At 43.6% G+C, this 17,543-nt stretch carries 17 protein-coding genes; 7 read left to right on the plus strand and 10 right to left on the minus strand.

Translation table 11 applies throughout. The annotated features are described in order from the left end of the window. Nucleotides 1-17 precede the first annotated feature (17 nt). Nucleotides 18-617, plus strand: coding sequence for a recombination mediator RecR (recR, locus tag Q5H80_RS04285; RefSeq protein WP_004734155.1), 600 nt, complete (start codon nt 18-20; stop codon nt 615-617). A gap of 83 nt (nt 618-700) precedes the next feature. Here the strand turns inward: recR and aqpZ are convergent, their stop codons facing one another. Continuing rightward, nucleotides 701-1,390, minus strand: coding sequence for an aquaporin Z (aqpZ, locus tag Q5H80_RS04290; RefSeq protein WP_123304729.1), 690 nt, complete (start codon nt 1,388-1,390; stop codon nt 701-703). A 259-nt stretch (nt 1,391-1,649) separates the two neighbouring features. Between aqpZ and Q5H80_RS04295 the strand changes: the two genes are divergently transcribed. The 4 genes from Q5H80_RS04295 (at nt 1,650) to Q5H80_RS04310 (ending at nt 4,213) form a co-directional block, all read left to right on the plus strand. After that, on the plus strand, nt 1,650-1,874 hold the full coding sequence (locus Q5H80_RS04295) for a hypothetical protein (protein ID WP_304568945.1): 225 nt from the start codon (nt 1,650-1,652) through the stop codon (nt 1,872-1,874). 13 nt (nt 1,875-1,887) lie between these two features. Next, nucleotides 1,888-3,294 carry a porin gene (locus Q5H80_RS04300; protein WP_304568946.1) on the plus strand — a complete coding sequence of 469 codons (1,407 nt, stop codon included), beginning with the start codon at nt 1,888-1,890 and terminating at the stop codon, nt 3,292-3,294. Nucleotides 3,295-3,434: 140 nt separating this feature from the next. Next, complete coding sequence (locus tag Q5H80_RS04305; protein WP_304568947.1) at nt 3,435-3,686, plus strand: YkgJ family cysteine cluster protein; 252 nt, start codon at nt 3,435-3,437, stop codon at nt 3,684-3,686. An 89-nt stretch (nt 3,687-3,775) separates the two neighbouring features. Further along, the gene (locus tag Q5H80_RS04310; RefSeq protein WP_009848667.1) at nt 3,776-4,213 is read left to right on the plus strand and encodes a YcgN family cysteine cluster protein; all 438 of its coding nucleotides are present in this window, start codon (nt 3,776-3,778) and stop codon (nt 4,211-4,213) included. Nucleotides 4,214-4,353: 140 nt separating this feature from the next. Here the strand turns inward: Q5H80_RS04310 and Q5H80_RS04315 are convergent, their stop codons facing one another. The 8 genes from Q5H80_RS04315 to gap form a co-directional block, all read right to left on the minus strand. Beyond that, a complete protein-coding gene (locus tag Q5H80_RS04315) occupies nt 4,354-5,931 on the minus strand; it encodes an alkaline phosphatase (protein ID WP_304568948.1) in 1,578 nt (525 codons plus the stop codon). A 193-nt stretch (nt 5,932-6,124) separates the two neighbouring features. Next, complete coding sequence (locus tag Q5H80_RS04320; RefSeq protein WP_065678625.1) at nt 6,125-8,011, minus strand: BCCT family transporter; 1,887 nt, start codon at nt 8,009-8,011, stop codon at nt 6,125-6,127. A 176-nt stretch (nt 8,012-8,187) separates the two neighbouring features. Further along, a complete protein-coding gene (locus Q5H80_RS04325) occupies nt 8,188-8,541 on the minus strand; it encodes a hypothetical protein (protein WP_009848664.1) in 354 nt (117 codons plus the stop codon). Between the two features lie 291 nt (nt 8,542-8,832). Then, nucleotides 8,833-9,792: a ChaN family lipoprotein gene (locus Q5H80_RS04330; RefSeq protein ID WP_304568949.1), complete on the minus strand. Its 960-nt coding sequence runs from the start codon at nt 9,790-9,792 to the stop codon at nt 8,833-8,835. Nucleotides 9,793-9,867: 75 nt separating this feature from the next. Then, complete coding sequence (gene rlmA / locus Q5H80_RS04335; RefSeq protein WP_304568950.1) at nt 9,868-10,683, minus strand: 23S rRNA (guanine(745)-N(1))-methyltransferase; 816 nt, start codon at nt 10,681-10,683, stop codon at nt 9,868-9,870. 191 nt (nt 10,684-10,874) lie between these two features. After that, nucleotides 10,875-12,911 carry a methyl-accepting chemotaxis protein gene (locus Q5H80_RS04340; RefSeq protein ID WP_304568951.1) on the minus strand — a complete coding sequence of 679 codons (2,037 nt, stop codon included), beginning with the start codon at nt 12,909-12,911 and terminating at the stop codon, nt 10,875-10,877. A gap of 313 nt (nt 12,912-13,224) precedes the next feature. After that, complete coding sequence (locus tag Q5H80_RS04345) at nt 13,225-14,109, minus strand: D-hexose-6-phosphate mutarotase (RefSeq protein WP_304568952.1); 885 nt, start codon at nt 14,107-14,109, stop codon at nt 13,225-13,227. 236 nt (nt 14,110-14,345) lie between these two features. Then, complete coding sequence (gap, locus tag Q5H80_RS04350; RefSeq protein WP_009848658.1) at nt 14,346-15,341, minus strand: type I glyceraldehyde-3-phosphate dehydrogenase; 996 nt, start codon at nt 15,339-15,341, stop codon at nt 14,346-14,348. A gap of 358 nt (nt 15,342-15,699) precedes the next feature. Between gap and msrB the strand changes: the two genes are divergently transcribed. Further along, on the plus strand, nt 15,700-16,098 hold the full coding sequence (gene msrB, locus Q5H80_RS04355; RefSeq protein ID WP_304568953.1) for a peptide-methionine (R)-S-oxide reductase MsrB: 399 nt from the start codon (nt 15,700-15,702) through the stop codon (nt 16,096-16,098). A gap of 172 nt (nt 16,099-16,270) precedes the next feature. Here msrB and Q5H80_RS04360 read toward each other — a convergent pair whose 3' ends face one another. Continuing rightward, nucleotides 16,271-17,077 (minus strand): DUF2989 domain-containing protein, encoded by an 807-nt coding sequence (locus tag Q5H80_RS04360; protein ID WP_304569374.1) that lies wholly within the window; start codon nt 17,075-17,077, stop codon nt 16,271-16,273. Between the two features lie 113 nt (nt 17,078-17,190). Here Q5H80_RS04360 and Q5H80_RS04365 point away from each other — a divergent pair, with 113 nt between their 5' ends. Then, nucleotides 17,191-17,472 (plus strand): YeaC family protein, encoded by a 282-nt coding sequence (locus tag Q5H80_RS04365; protein WP_009848655.1) that lies wholly within the window; start codon nt 17,191-17,193, stop codon nt 17,470-17,472. Nucleotides 17,473-17,543 lie beyond the last annotated feature (71 nt).

Below are 17,543 nucleotides of genomic sequence, written 5' to 3' on the forward strand. Positions count from 1 at the left end.
AATCAGAACGGTTATATATGCGTACCAGTCATATGCTGGAGCATTTGATGGAGGCCTTACGTTGTCTACCTGGGGTTGGTCCCAAGTCGGCACAGCGTATGGCCTTTCATTTGTTACAGCGCGATAGAAAAGGCGGCCTGCAGTTGGCTGAAGCTCTTAGCCAAGCAATGACAGAAATAGGTCATTGTAATGAGTGCCGTACTTTTACCGAAGAAGAGACCTGCCACATTTGTACCAATCCTAAACGTCAGGATAACGGTCAAATTTGTGTAGTAGAGAGCCCAGCAGACATCGCAGCCATTGAAGCAACGGGTCAATATTCCGGTCGTTACTTTGTGCTTATGGGGCATCTTTCACCACTTGATGGTATTGGTCCAAGTGACATCGGTCTCGATGTCTTGGATTACCGCTTACGTCGTGGTGATATCACTGAAGTTATTTTAGCGACTAACCCGACAGTAGAAGGGGAGGCGACAGCACATTACATTGCTGAGCTATGTAATGCCCATGAAGTGAACGCTAGCCGTATCGCTCATGGTGTTCCTGTTGGTGGTGAGCTCGAGCTGGTGGATGGCACCACGCTTTCACACTCGTTACTCGGTCGTCATAAAATCTAAAAAAGCCGCTTGGTGAACCATCACCAAGCGGCTTTTTCTTTTATGGTTCTCAAAGGTTTCTATTCCAAAACATTTCTCTGAGCTTAATCTGAACCTCTCACCGCTTTGTATATCATTGCGCCAATCACGGCACCAATAATAGGTGCAACCCAGAATAGCCATAACTGAGAAACAGCCCAATCACCCACAAACACAGCTACGCCAGTACTTCGAGCAGGGTTCACTGAAGTGTTAGTCACAGGGATACTGATAAGGTGAATCAAGGTCAAACAGAGACCAATTGCGATAGGTGCAAATCCAGCAGGTGCTTTCGAATCAGTCGCGCCCATGATCACGAATAGGAACACCATGGTCATGACCACTTCACAAACGAGAGCCGCAGTGAGCGAGTAACCGCCCGGTGAGTGTTCATCATAACCATTGGAAGCAAAGCCAGAGGCAGCTGCATCAAAGCCAGCTTGGCCTGAAGCAATCACAAATAACACGCCACCTGCGATAATACCGCCAATCACTTGGGCAATAATATAAGGTGCGACATCTTTGGCATCAAAGCGTCCGCCACTCCAAAGGCCGATAGTGACCGCTGGGTTGAGGTGGCAACCGGATATGTGACCAATAGCGAAAGCCATGGTGAGCACGGTTAAACCAAAGGCAAGAGAGACTCCGAGCAATCCAATCCCCACATCAGGGAAAGCAGCGGCTAAGACGGCACTACCACACCCCCCCAATACCAACCAAAACGTACCAAACATTTCTGCGATATACCTATTCATAACGATCCTTATTAATCTGTACCAATATCAACAAGATAGTTTAGATTTCGCAATTTTGTGAAATCTTGGGCATATAAGCGACAGAAAGGGAGTGTTTGGGGTAGCAAATAGCCCGACAGAGATTGCTGTGATTTTTAAACGAAATGCCATAACTGTTTAACGACAAACCCCAGAAACTGACTAAAGTGCGATCTATTGTGTTGTTCAATAAATAAAACTGGTTGAAGATATTATTAATTCTTATTGGAGCCTGCGATTCATGAAAAAGTTAGCGATTTTAGTAGTAACGACATTATTACTCACTGCATGCGGAGGTGGTGACGGCGGTGGCGGTAGCGCTGCTACTAGTGGTGGTTCTAGCGCTCAGAAACTGAATACGGACTTAGGCGTAAGTGATGCCGATATTCAAACATTGAAAGGCTACAAATTCCTATCCGTTGATGGTAAAGGATTTGAGTCTCCAAGCAATTTTAAAACGAAGTAGTAGGAGTCAAGTTTTGAAGAAATTATCTATAGGTATTATCCTTGCCACTCTTGGTACTTCTGTCTATGCGTCGCCAAATCTAGAAGGTTATTTTCAAGCTCGTGAATTGGTAAATTATGCGGCAGGAAGTTTACAAAAAGCAAAAGTAGACTTTATAGCCCTAGACTATGCTGTAGCTAAACTGCCTGCAGCTTCACAAGCTCAACTGGTTCCTTTTAATACTGTATTGGGTGAATTCTCGACAAACAGTTCCGTAAGCAGTAGTGACGCGACTGCTTTGCTCAGCCGAATTAACTCTAAAGCCTTATCTGGTCAATATGTTTGCCGCATCAATAGCAATGGTACTGTTCTGGCATATAGTGCGGAGAACGGAGAACAGTGTGCAGCGGACAAGTATGAAAAGGCTTCATTAGCACTAGCGAAGAAAGGCGATGAACTGCGATTCTTCCGTTCATTCAGCCAAGGCTATTTTCAAACCCTAACTTATAAGGTTGATGCGACCTCAGGTAATGAAACGGTTCGTTTAGGCTACTTTAATAAACATGGTGGAAAATGGATTGGTGAAGCGGTTAAGGTTGTAAAAGGTAAGGCATCAATCAATAGTACGGATATTGATACTTACGATGTAATCGCTTACCGAGATTACAATATCTCATCATCGAAAGGTGTTTCTCCGAACACATCAATTAGCTTTACTGAACAGCCGTTTTTTATTACAGATGAAGTCACAGATCTCGACTCTACCGGTAAATCTGTCCATATAACGAAGACTAAATTTTCAAGTCTTCACCAGTTTAATGGCCCTTACCGTGGAAGGCATATTGATTCGAAAGGTTGGTTTAACTGGTTTAACCAAGATTACGTGGGTCAATACGAAATTGGAGGTAAAAAAGTTTACGCCGTTTCGGACACACAAAATTTAGTCGTCAAAAAAGACTTTAGTGGTGCGGTAGATAGTTGGACTCGCGTTGATGTCGACAAAGCTGATCAAGGAAGTGGTGCAGGTGACTGGACTATGTATATGTTCAATAATACAAACAACTTGATAGGTGAAAGCCCGACGTATTGCCAAATCAAAGCGATAGCAGAAGGAAAACCAGTCGTTAAAGTTGTGTCATCAACGGGGACAGTGACTCATCCACCAATCACAAACTGTGACCAAGTTGATCCTGGCTACACAAAGAAAGTGATTTCTTCGTTTAAAGATGGGAATAACAAAACAGTTTCTGTTACTTCTCCGCAGCTAAAGGCGAGCGCTCAACATATTATGGCGCTTGGGCCTATTGTTGATGAAGGGCAGAAAGCTAAATTTACAGTGAAAGATGCTAAAGACTTATTGTCATCGACTCGCTATAAAGCGGCCTTGGCGGAGATGACGCCCCAATTTTCATCTTCAAAGCCACATGATATTTTAAAGTAGATTCTATCTATGATGAATTGAAAGCACCTTTTATAAGGTGCTTTTTTTGTACATATTAAATAACTTCACTTAGGTAAATTTCATTTTTAGGATAGAATCGCTCCCTTTTCTTTCCCTTTGATTCTATTTAAGGTCCAATTATGGAATGCCGTCTTCATTGTGGTGCTTGTTGTACCGCACCTAGTATTACATCTTCATTCCCTCTTCATCCTCACGGAAAGAAGTCTGGTGAGCGTTGCAAGCAGCTTACGATTGATAACTTATGTAAATTATTTGGTAAAAAAGAGAGGCCTCAGGTCTGCTTCGACTTTAAAGCAGAAAGTTGGGTGTGTGGGACGACGACAAGTGAAGCAATCCAAATACTCACTGACTTAGAAAGTTCGACCGCATAGTGAAAGAGAGTCAGCTTGATTTTATCCTTGAACTTATATTCGGCTAGCGGTATAACACGCACCCCAGTAAAAGAGTAAGAAGTAATCCTATGACGATTCCATTTTGGCAAGAAAAGACACTAGAGCAAATGACCGAGAACGAGTGGGAATCACTGTGTGACGGTTGTGGTAAGTGTTGCCTACATAAACTAATGGATGAAGATAGCGATGAAGTTTACTACACCAATGTGGCGTGTAGCTGGTTAAACGACAAAACATGTTCGTGTAAAGATTACCCGAACCGATTCACTTCAGGTGAAGAGTGTTTGAAGCTGACTCGTGACAAAATCGATGAGTTTCACTGGCTGCCAGACACTTGTGCTTACCGACTGTTATCAGAATCCAAGCCGATTCCTGAGTGGCACCCATTGATTACAGGTTCTAAATCAGAGATGCATGCGGCCGGTGAAAGCGTTCGTAATAAAGTGGTATACGAAATTGATGTTGTCGATTGGGAAGACCACATCCTGAATCACCCGAATCGCTAGTTATTCTAAAAACAGCCGCTCTGAGCGGCTGTTTTGCTATTTGGCGTCGCCTAAACTTACTTAGTTAGTTTAAAGGCTTAAAAATTAAAACAAAAAACGCCCCTAAGGGCGCTAAGTAAAACGAGTAAAAAAGATTCAGGCTAGTTTACTTGTTGTTTAATGTACTCACCTAGCTCTGAGTGGTGCATGATTTTTGAAACGGGCAGTATTTTCTCAGCAGGGCCCCAAGCAAACACGTTCACTGGTGTGTGAGTGTGTGTACCTGTACCCCAAACGATGTTTTGACCTGTTGCTTGTTCGCGAGCAAGCAAGTTGCCACGGTCGTTATAAGGGAAGAATGCATCGAAATCGTTGATAGCAGGCACTTCTTCTGCCGACAAGTATTTGTGCTGAGCCAATCGGTATGGGTTCGGCTTACTTGCTAATACATTTTTCGCTTGTTCAGCTGTAATAGGGAACTCACTGCTTTTGTTGACGATCTCAGCCAGTTTTTCAGGTGTTTGCTGCGCTTTATCCAGCTTCTGAAATTCACTGATCATGCCGTAGTAGCTTTGCTTCTGATTATATAAACCATCAAGAATATCGAATGCGCCAAAGTTAAAGTTAGGTGCATAGTCGCGGTCGGCGAAGGCTTTACCAGAACGTTTCTGTGGTTTTGGTAGGTCGTTAGAAGAGTAGCTGAAGCCAAAAGAGCCTGTTTCGTGGTCTGCGGTCACTATCACGATCGTGTCTTCACGATCTTTTGCCCATTCATACACAGTTTGGATCGCTTCATCAAACTTGAGCAGTTCATGCAGCATGGTGCCGGCATCGTTACTGTGTCCCGCCCAGTCGATTTGGCCACCCTCGACCATTAGGAAAAAGCCATCTTCATCTTTGGATAGGATGTTGAGCGCTTTTTGTGTCATCTCTTTCAAACTTGGTTGAGTATGTTCGCCACTTTTTTTCTTGTTGCTGTAAGCGATGCCGTCGTCCATGCCTGAGTAGGCGAATAGGCCAAGTAGTTTATCGCCCTTAGCGTCGTCTAGCATGTTGCGATTAAACGCCAGTTGGTAGCCGTCTTTTTGTGCTTCAGTCAGCAGGTTACGGTCGTCTTTACGCTTCGATTTGAGGTAAACATCACCTTGAGTCAGCTTCTCAAGTTGCTTATAGGTTTCACCTTTATCATTGGTCGATTTAGGGATCCAGTGACGTAATCCTCCCGAAAGCATTACATCAACACCTGTTTCTAACATGTCGTTAGCAATTTGGTTTTCTAAAGAACGGTGAGGTTGGTGAGCAGCGAATGCAGCAGGTGTGGCGTGAGTTAAGCGCGTATCGGACACGAGTCCTGTTGCTTTACCTGCCTTTTTAGCTTTCTCAAGAACCGTCTCAACATGATTGCCCTGAGAATCAATGCCAATCACTTCTGAACCACTGTAGATACCCGTTGCAAGCATGGTGGCTGAACAAGCTGAATCGACCACGATTGCATCTTCTGGGTGAGTCAGGGATGAACCAATAACCCCTTCTTGAGCAAGTTGATAAAGGGCGGTTTTGTTCCCTTTATAGATCGAGTTTGGTGCTTGGTTTGCGTAAGTTTCTAACAGGCCAACTTGTTGAGGTCCCATTCCATCGCCAATCATCAGAATGACGTTTTTTATTTCTGCTGAAAGTACGTTGAATGAAAGTGTTGAGGTTGCCACTGCGGCAATGATTGGTTTTATAATGTGCTTCATTGGTTATCCCTTTTTATATAAGCGGGATGATTAGAACATCGATTTGTGTCAAAGTCGTTTCATATTTATTTCATCAATGTGAAATTGAGCAATGACTCCAATTTTCTGAGAAGTATAAAAAAAGGCTCACATTTCTGTGAGCCTTTGTCGTATTTAGGAGGGTCCAAATCAATGGACTGCGTCATGGCTAATGTCAAGCAAGCGGTAAGTCTGCAACCACCTGGTTGAACGTGATACGAGCATTCTGAGCTTGCTCAGATAACTCGATTTTTTTCGCTTGTGCGGCACTAAGATTACTCTCGGCCTGCTCAAGTGCTTGTTGTAGGTTCTCTGGTAACTCGTGAGTTTCCATTTGTGAACCTTGTTCTAACACATAAGCGCGAATTTCTTTTTTCACTGCGGCAAGTTCTGTGTAGGCAACTCGCTCAAGTTCTGCGGCCTCTTGCGCAGCATCTTTTTCTTTCTCAAATTGAGCCAGCGCCATACCTTCTGCAGACCAAGGGTCCATATCTGGTAGTTCTTCGATGTTGATCGTTGGCTCGATGTACGCATCTTGATGGCGTAGGTCGAGGCTCGTTGCACGAACCGCTGAAATCATCAGCATCACAGAGATCACCAGTAGCGGTAAGCCACCAACTATTGCTGCCGTTTGTAGCGTACTTAGACCACCCAAGAACATCAGAATCGTTGGCAAGAACGACAGTGTGAATGCCCAGAACATACGGTTCCAACGCATTGGCTCTTCGGTCACGTTGTTTTGCACAACAGACGCTAGGATGTATGAGATTGAGTCAAATGTCGTTGCAGTGAAAATAATACACAGCAGCGTAAATACCGCGATAACCAGCGTACTCATTGGCAGTTGCGCAAGCATCGAGAAGATAGCTTTGGTTGCGCCTTCTGCATTCAAAATCGCTACTACATCCAGCTCACCAGAAAGTTGTAGTGATAGGCCGTAGTTACCTAAAATCATGAAGAATAGGAAACAACCTAGAGAACCAAAGAAGATTGAACCTGACACCATTTGTTTGATGGTTCTACCGCGAGAAATACGCGCAACAAACAGACCCATACTTGGTGCAAATACTAACCACCACGCCCAGTAGAAAATGGTCCAGTCTTGTGGGAAGTGAGTGTTCTCAAAGGTACCGTAACCACCGAATGGCTCAGCCCACGTTGCCATCACGAAGAAGTTAGACAATAGGCGACCAATCGAGTCTAGGCCTGTTTCTAGCATGAAGATCGTCGGGCCAGCAATCAGAACGAAAGTCAGTAGACCCATTGCACCCCAGAAATTTATGTTACTCAGGATCTTGATGCCTTTTTCCAAACCAGCATAAGAAGAGTAAGCAAAAATTGCCGTACAAACTAAAAGTACCATTGCTTGCGTAAGGTTATTTTTAGGTAGGCCGAATAGGTGATTCAGGCCTTCAGTGATAAGAGGTGCTGCTAAACCTAGTGTTGTCGCAGCGCCGCCTAATAGACCGAAAATAAATAGGATATCGACGATTTTTCCAGGTACGCCTTTACTGCGGTGTTCACCAAGAACAGGCATTAACGCACTAGAGATCTTTAGAACAGGCTGTTTACGCACATAAAAGAAGTAAGCGATAGGAATCGCTGGGATCAGGTAGATAGACCAAGCGATTGGTCCCCAGTGGAACAAACCATAAGTTGCCGCCCAACGAACCGCTTCTTCACTTCCGGGTTCTAGTTGGAAAGGAGGTGATTGGTAGTAGTAAGCCCACTCAATGCAGCCCCAGTACAAGATACTTGCGCCGATACCACCACAGAAAAGCATTGCTGCCCATGATGCAGTTTTGAACTCAGGTTCTTCATCAGCTTCACCCAGTTTAATTTGTCCCATGTCACTGAACACTACGTAAACCATGAAGGCACAAGCAGCGAGGCCTAGAGCAAGATATAGAAATCCAAGTTGATCCGTCATGAATGTTTTCGCAACCGCAATCCAGTCTGCGCCCTGTGCTGGGAACAAAATTAGCGGGAAAACTATCGTGAGTAGGAGTGCAATAGCACCAAAGAAGGTAGGCTTATCAATAAGCTCAAAAGTGTTTTTCACGAGTATTATTCCATTAAAATGAGAGCGGAATTATGGAATGAACTCGTTTTTTAGACCAAATCAGGTCTGTTGTCGTGACGATAAATTGCTTCTATTCAATAAAAGGTAGGTAATGAAAGAATAGAGAAGCAGAGCTGTAAAGTTAGGCTAAAGCGAAATTAGGTTAAAGCAAAAAGTTAGACTAAAGCGATAAGGATGCCACCTACGGTAAGTGCCGCGGACAAGAATTGCCCCGCTGAATAAGAGCCATCATCCTCTTCTTCAACCTTGTCTGGGTGGTCCATGCCTAATGCGCCGTGAGCGAACGATTCAACTTTATCGGTAACGGTTGCGTTTTCCGCTTCGAATTTTTTGGATTCTTTATCGATTTGTTTAAGAGCAGATAATAGCGCTTTTCCTTCATCAGAAAGCTTAACGGTATTTTGTTCCACCTTGAGTGGAGCAGGCTTTTCAGCCTCGGTGCTTTTATTCTGTGCGTTCATTTTCGCAGGTGAATACAGCTGAGTATTACTCGTTCCTACTGGTGTCATATCGATCTCCTTACCTATCCTTAAATATAGTATCGGCAGAGGTGTGAAAAACTTGTGCATTTAATCACCGTGGTGATGTTTTTTATTCGCACATTGTTTTTTCGTCTGCTTAGTCAAACCGTCTAGTTATTAAGCAAATCTTGTGCCGATAAGGAATTTGAATGTTATATAGAGTTAGAGTGAATGATAGGAGCCAATGAAGTTCTGTCGATGGGCTAGTTATGTAGATAGCCCATCGTTTCGTTCTCTTATAAGAATGGATAAGAATGGATAAGAATGGATAAGAATGGTTTAGTCGCACTCTAGGCTCGCGCCGCGCTTAGATAGGTGTTTGTATGCCTTCATTCTGTTCTCTTTTTTAACAAAGCGAGCGGGTGGAGAAAGCACTTTTAGTTGGTAGTTACTGCTATCTGATGAGACATCTTCAACCGGGCTGATGATGGCAATTTTCAGTTCTGGATTGCGACGTAGAATCGATGCAGCTGTGCCTAAACCATCTTCTGTATGGAACTTGCCAGCAATATGAATCACTTGCTGATTTGGGTTTGATGTTAGGTAACCGACAATCGACTCCGCCATGGTTTCATCCCATGTTACTTGAGCGGCAAACTGCTTTTCTGTTTGCTCTGGGGTACCGTGATGCATCGAAGCCATGAATTTTTCTTTGTAAAGGCTATCGCCAGTATCCACTTCTGAAGCAATCCATTGACGTTGTTCCGTCGTTAGCTGATCTAGATAGGCTAATCCCTTACGGCCAATACACTGTACGAATGACTTTGGTGCGTTTGCCGCAATGATATCGACGTCATTGGTTTTAGCGAATTCAACTAACGCGCGATAATCACTTTCGTAGTTTGGCCAAGCAGCCGCTTGAGACATAAGAATTTGTTCGCCAATTTCATCATTGAGATATTGGTTTAATGTGTCTTGATGTTCTCGAGTGAATTGTTCCATTGAAAGCGTGATGTTTGATGTGGCGTTGCGACGCGCTTTTAAGAAATCGGTTTGGAAGCGATGGATTGCCGAGTGAGTGTGCCATTCGCCTATAAGAACCACATCAGCGTCAATCAGTTGTTTAGGTAATGCATCGAGAGAAAGCGTTTCGCCTTGTGGAGAAGCAAACTGGTAGTCATAGAATGTGGAAACGGTATCCGTTTGCGTGTTAGCTACTTTTTGAGAAGTGCTGTTTGAAGGTTGATTAGCACAAGCTGTAAGCAGGGTCGCTAATCCGATAAGAATAATACGTTGCATGAAATGCCTCCTTGAAGAACACGCATACTAAAGGAGGCAAGATGAGATTTCAATGCAAACGATAATCAATATCAATTAAAGTTTTTTGCGGTACACTCGTAGCATAAAGTCCGCTTCACAGTTGAATTGCTCAGCATTAATGAGTTGTTGTTTAAACTCTTCACTCGCTTTCCAAGCAAACGGCGTCATCTGTAGCAGGTCGAATGCGTCTGACCCCGATAGTTCCATCATATAGTTTAGTTGCTCTTGATGCTCAAGAATAAAACCTTCAATCATTTCTGGATCTTCGTCGTGCAAGCGAACACCATCATAAATTGCATCACGCAGCTGATACAGATGTCGGCTAGCAGGGGTCACGGTGATCACCACGCCATTGTCTTTGATGGTGCGCTGCAGTTCTTCAGCCTTGCAAGGCGCGTAAATGCGTAGAATACCGTCTAAGCTGTTTTCCGAAAAGGGCAGGCGATGGCTTGAAGCGACTGAGAAGTCGACAGCAGGGTAGCGTTTAGCTGCGTATTTGATAGCAATCTTAGAAATGTCTAGGCCAAAAGTCGCACCATTCTTTTCTTGAAGGTTTACCGCAATTTCATTGGTGTAATAACCTTCACCACAACCGATATCTAATAGGCTAGGGGCGGTTGCTGGCAGATAGCTAGCGCATAAACCAACAACGGCTTGACGCATTGGATCGTAGTGGTTGCCTTCAAGGAAGCGGCGGCGAGCTTGCATCATCTCTTTGTTGTCACCTGGATCTTTTGAGCGTTTGTGGTGCGCTGGCATCAAATTAACATAGCCTTCTTTCGCTAGGTCGAACTGATGGTTCTTTTCACACTTAAACGTACGATCGTTTTGAGATAAAGGTTGGTGACACAAAGGGCATTGGTAAGTCATTGCGAACTCGAGGTAGAAATTTCAAGTCCAAAATTTTAACAGGAAGCATAGTGGGGCGCTAGAATAAACGCAGCTGTCTTGGTTAACGGCAACTAGTGAATGACAGAGGCAGTCAGTAAGAGATAGAGCCAACGTATGGTTGGCTCTATTGGTTATGAGCAAGTCACTGATAGAAACAGCGAACTCGGCTTCTAGCTAAAGAAGTTAACTTGGTTCTTTAACGACTCAGCTTGTTTTTGAAGTTCATCAGCACTGTGAGAAGTCTTAGCACTGGTTTCACGGCTTTGCTGGTTCAAATCGCTGATCGCATGCGCGTTTGCTGCTATTTCTTGAGAAACCTGAGCTTGCTCTTCTGATGTCGCAGCTATGGTTTCAGCTTGAGAAGCAATAGATTCAACTTGAGAGGCAATCGACTCTAGGGCAGTGCCTGCTTCTTGCGCTTTATCAAGTACTTGGTTGGCATTCGATTGGCTTTGTGTCATCAGGTTCACTGCATTGTTAGTTGAAGATTTCAACTTCTCGATGATGCTCACTACGTCTTGTACTGACGTTTGTGTACGATGAGCCAATGTTCTTACTTCGTCAGCGACCACGGCAAAACCACGACCTTGATCACCTGCACGCGCTGCTTCTATTGCTGCGTTCAACGCAAGTAAGTTGGTTTGTTCTGCGATGTCATCAATCATTTTGGTGACGGTTTGAATGCTTTCGCTATCAGAACTCACTTGCTCGATGGCCGATGCTGATTTGTCTAATTGATCATTTAGCTGGGCAACATCAATACACACACCTTCAACGACTTCTAAACCTTTCTGGCTGTCTTCATTTGCAAGGCGAACATTTTCAGCAATGCTATTCACTTGCTGTGCTACAGATTCTGCCGAGGTAGCCATCTCTTCAATTGCGGTAACGACTTGCTCTACCTGTGCTTGTTGGCGGTCAGATTGGCTCAGATTGTGGCTAGCATCCTGTGACACACTGCTAGAGCTGTTTTGTACTTGATCACTGGTCGTACGAATTTCTCCAACGAGTGTATTCAATTGAGCAGCCATATTCGCAACGCCGGTATTTAGGTTGCTGATTTCATTCTTAGTCTGTTTGCCGTTGTTTGGAATATGTAAGCTGACTTCGCCTTTTCCTAAGCGCATCATGTATTCGTTTAAAGTCGTTAACGGCGTCAAGGTACGGTTCAATACGAGCGTTAACACGACGATGGTAGCGGCGGCAATCAAGGTCGCGATTATCGCGATAAGTTTCAGCAGTTCGTCACTGCCTTTAGTGACTTCATTAATAAATGTGCCGCCAAGTAGTTTCCAATTCCACCCCGGGACTTCGGTATAGACGAGGTATTTTTCGCCTACTGTTCCTTGATACTCAAAAGGGTAGAGAATCAAGCCGGATGGCTGCTCAAAGAGCTGATAGAAAGGTTTGTTACCGTCGTAGTCAGCAACATCCACAATAGATTTATCACCTCCAGCATTGGTAGGGTGCAGTAAGTACTGGCCTTGATGCTCTTCTTCATTGTCAACGATGATGGTATAGCCAGTATCGCCCCATGAAACAGAACGCAATGACTCAAACAGGTTTTGTGTCGCCTCTTCTACGGGTAGACCAATGAAAGAGACACCGTTAACTTTGCCTTGTGCATTCATTAAAGGTGCGTAGTAGGTAATGTAGCGTTGGTCGAAAAGCTTCACTTGCGCGTAATAAGCTTGGCCATTTTTGAGTTTGTTATAGCCAGGATGATCCTTGCCTAACGTTGTGGCAACAACACGTTCCCCTGACGGTTTTTTAAGAGAAGTAGACACGCGAATAAAGTCATCGCCAAATGGGGCAAATAGGGTTGCTACAGCGCCGGTGTCACGAGTAAAGCTATCAACGAGTTTAGTGTCGTTGATTAGGCTCTCACCATATTGAGTCATGTTAGGAATGGAATGACCGTTGAACTCAACGTCGTAATTCTCAACATAAACACCTGCTAGATAACCGTTACGAAAGGTGGATTCTAAAACTTTGGCGGTATGCAGGTAGGCATCGAATTGGCCAGATATGGTTTTGGCCATCGCTTCTACTTTGGATTGGTGTTCCCTTAACGTGTTGTCTAATAATACTTGTGAGGCATTGCGATACACGAGCGTTGCGATAGAGCCAAAGGCGATAAGTAAGCACAGCAAAATGACCAACTTAAGTTGGAAGCCAACACTTTGATTTTTGTATTTCTCGAACATGAATTCATTATCCTGTCTTCATTGAGGTGTTGTTAAGTGGTTTTAGATAAGTTTGTTATTGAGCCTCCTATAATAAGAACTTATTCATAGGCAGTAATTGATAAGAATTAATGAATTGATAGTTATATTTATAAATTATGGCGTATGAGATATGAAATGTAATTTGGAATGTATTTGAATCTGAGTAGGTAAACTTTGTCTGCGTTAAATTACAAACTAGTCATGGGAATAGAGATGGAGATAGAGAGGGTTAGGGGCAATAAAAATGCAGCTCATGGCTGCATTTTCGTTTCCAATTAGCCTAGCTTTAAGCTTATTTTGAAGCGAGAACCGTAATCAGCAGGTGGTTTTCGCCAGGCTGTAGCGTTTTTCCTGCTTCTAGGCTTGGTGCGTGCAGTGTTGATTCAACACATAGCATTGTTAGGTAACCGTCGTCTTGCATGTCGCCCATACCTGCAGCGCCTTCAGCCCACGGGTTCCACAGTACTGCAGAGTTATGACCGTGGTTTTCAACCGTTAGTGTACGATCCAACTTTTTGTCGGCAACAAGAATCTGAGCTTCTGGCTGTGTGTAAACACGGTCAATCGTGTCGGTCAGTACCAGTTCAGAGCCACCTTGGCAGATCTTGCCACCTTGTAGGCTATCAATGTACTCAGCACCCATACCCGTTGTGGTTGTGTTGCGAATATCGCCAACGTTGAGGTAAGTGTGTAGCGCGCCAGAGAAAGTCCATGGCTGTGAATCAGTGTTCTTCACATCTAAGGTCACTTTTAGCTGCTCGCCGATCTCAACATTCAAACGTGCATCGAACTGATGAGGCCATACTGCTAGCGTCTCTTCGCTTGGCTTCAGACCTAAGCTAATAATCACGCCAGCTTCGCTTTCACGGTGCTCAACCAATTGCCATTCGCTTGAACGTGCAAAACCATGTGCTGGTGCTGCAATGCGACCAAACCAAGGCCAACATACAGGGATACCACCTCGCAAGGCTGTTTTTCCGTCGAATTTAGCTTGTTGGCTCATCCAAATCAGGTCTTCTTGACCTTGCGGTTGGAATGACACCACATGGCCGCCAAACAGTGAAATCGCTGCGTTTGCTTTATCGTGGATAACGCGAACCAGTTTTACACCTTCGTGTTCAACGATAGTGACATTGTCAGAAAGTACCGCCAGTGCAGGTAGAGTAGATAAATCCATTACATGATCCTTCTAAGGAAATTGAATTCAAATGCTGACTAGAGTGATGCTTGTTTTTTCATGATTAATAAGCAGAGTCAGTATTAGAATTGAATTTTGTGTTTGGGCTAATCTTGTTAGATAGACGCGGTAAAAAGATAGCAGGTATTAAAAAGGCGACACTAAGGTCGCCTTTTTCAAAGTCTGCTCAAAACAGTCTTCGCTAATGCTTATCTAAAGCTATTTCTAAAAAGAAATTACTTAGAGATGTGAGCGATTAGGTCTAGAACTTTGTTTGAGTAACCGATTTCGTTGTCGTACCAAGATACAACTTTAACGAATTTGTCAGTTAGAGCAACACCAGCTTTAGCATCGAATACTGAAGTTTGAACTTCACCGATGAAATCTTGTGATACTACTTGGTCTTCTGTGTAACCAAGAACGCCAGCCATTTCGCCTTCAGAAGCTTCTTTCATTGCAGCACAAATTTCTTCGTAAGATGCAGCTTCTTTTAGGTTAACAGTTAGGTCAACTACAGATACGTTAGCAGTTGGTACACGGAAAGCCATACCAGTTAGAAGGCCGTTTAGTTCTGGAAGAACAACGCCTACAGCTTTAGCAGCACCAGTTGAAGATGGGATGATGTTTTGAGAAGCACCACGGCCACCGCGCCAGTCTTTAGCAGAAGGGCCATCTACAGTTTTTTGAGTTGCTGTAGTAGCGTGAACTGTAGTCATAAGACCAGACTCAATGCCCCACTTATCGTTAAGTACTTTAGCGATAGGTGCAAGACAGTTAGTAGTACAAGAAGCGTTAGAAACGATGTCTTGACCAGCGTAAGATGCTTGGTTAACGCCCATTACGAACATTGGAGTTGCATCTTTAGAAGGACCAGTAAGAACTACTTTCTTAGCGCCAGCTGTGATGTGCTTACGAGCAGTCTCGTCAGTTAGGAAAAGACCAGTTGCTTCAGCAACTACGTCTACTTCGATAGCATCCCACTTAAGGTCTTCTGGGTTACGCTCAGCTGTAACACGTACAGTTTTACCGTTAACGATTAGGTTACCGCCTTCAACTTCAACAGTACCGTTGAAACGGCCGTGAGTTGAGTCGTACTTAAGCATGTATGCCATGTACTCTACGTCGATTAGATCGTTAATACCTACTACTTCGATGTCTGCACGCTCTTGAGCTGCGCGGAATACGAAACGGCCGATACGGCCAAAACCGTTAATACCTACTTTGATAGTCATTGTAGTTGCTCCACAACTTAATTTCTGATTAAAGATAACTGGTAGTAAAATTACAGAATCCAGTATACATCTGCAATAGATAATCCGACTTAACTTGTTTAATGTCAAAAAAAAGCGACGCTTTTCTTAACAATTGGGTGTAAGTGGTTGAAAATTGACCATTGCGAGTGGCTCTGTACCCTTCCAGTTGGGTAAAATACCTCTAAATGATGATTCACTTATGAGTGTATATGTACAATGTTTCCTGGTGAGAAAGTATGTGCTACAAAACAACTCATATGCAAGCCTTTATAGAAAAAAGTAAATATAATAACTGATAATGTGGAGAGATATTAACGTGATTCAAAAGGGAGGAAATATGATAAAGCCTGATGAATACTGGCGTGAACGCCTAACGGAGGATGAATTTTCTGTGTGTCGTCAACGTGGTACCGAAGCCCCATATAGCGGTAAGTTACTGCACAACCATAAGACGGGTGTCTATAGCTGCACATGCTGTGAAAGCCCTTTGTTTCTGTCGGATAACAAATATGATTCAGGGTGCGGTTGGCCAAGCTTTGATGCCCCAGTGAATGATGAAGCAGTACGCTATATAGAAGATCTAAGTCACGGAATGAAGCGTGTAGAGATCCGTTGTACCGCTTGTGATAGCCATTTAGGTCACGTTTTTCCTGACGGTCCGAAGACAACTGGTGAACGGTTCTGTGTTAATTCTGTGTCGTTAATTTTCAACAAAAATGACGAAACTACCAAATAACTTGTCACAATTGTCTAATCCTTACAGGCGTATTTGTTGATTTAGGAATGCTGAAAGGCTCAAGATTTCAGAATTAGCCTTAGTACAAACAAAAACAGCTACCATGATGGTAGCTGTTTTTTTTGAAAGCTCATGAATAGAACGTTTGGACTAGAAAACGAGAACAGTGCGATCAGTAACGAGGGACGATTGAAGAGCTGTAAACCTCATCTTCAATAGCTTCTACTATATTGTCCGCGTCTTGATTCAGTTGTTCGTATGTTGACTCATCGAAACGGTACAACACGGTAAGTTCTGCTTCCGAAGCAATAGGCACATCAAAGTTTTTGGCAACCATTGCCCAGACGTATGCTTTTTCCATATGACCAAGGCTGTGGTTGATACTCGCCATCGATTTGAAGATCTCGGTGTTGACCTTCGAACCATTAGAAAGCGTTAACGCATTGTTGAGTAGCTTAAGCGTCTTTTCATGGTCACGGGTGGTATAAAAAGTGGCTAGCGCATATTGCATCTCTGCTGTGTTTAATGCTTCTGTCCCTTCTAACTGCAGGAAACTGCGTCTTGCGTTGGTATCCCCAGTTTGTGACCACATAAAATAAAGCGTTTCCGGGGTATTTGATCGCGAGAGTTCATCAACAATACGTTCAGACTCTTCGATACTATTCATTAAGGAGGTGAAGCGACGTTCTTGAAGTTTGGATTGATCAATCGTTTCGATCTGTGCAGCAAGCTCTAGACACTTTTTGTAAGCAGAGACTAATTCGAATTCTTTAATCTTATTGGTATCGCTGGGGGTTTCTTTTGCTTCAAATCGATGCCAGACGAGGTCGGTACGTGTGACACGGCACTGTCCGTCGTTCATATTTAATTTTTCACACTGAAGCCACGGGTTGCTTTCGCACAATTGAGCGGTATTTTTGTTCCCGTCAAAGCACCCAACCAGAGTGAAAGGCAATAGGCTTAGTACCAACCATTTCATAATTTTCATATTCCTTCACTTGTGATCAAATACACTTATTTTCAGTCAGGTTCTTGACTCAATTCTGATACGGGTTATTTTCTGGTGAAAATTGTTAAAACTAAGGCCTTACCATGGATGCAGAACAACTTCTTAGCGCAATGACCCCCGAGGTCTACGAACGTTTAAACTACGCAGTTGAAACGGGGAAATGGCCAGAAGGTACGGCACTCTCTAAAGAACAGCGCGACTCGTGTATGCAGGCGGTTATGTTGTATCAATCGAAACATAACTCTGAAGCTCAACATATGACAATTGCAGCCGGCGGAGAAATTAGCTTTAAATCAAAGTCTGAACTAAAGAAGCAGTTTAAGTCCGACCAAGAAGATATTGTTAGAGTTAATCCTAATCATTAGACTTAAATTACAACAAAGGGGTGGCACTATGCCACCCCTTTTTTACTGTTAAGCTGTTTATTTATAAACAA

Source organism: Vibrio sp. SNU_ST1 (genome assembly GCF_030563405.1).
GTDB lineage: Bacteria > Pseudomonadota > Gammaproteobacteria > Enterobacterales > Vibrionaceae > Vibrio.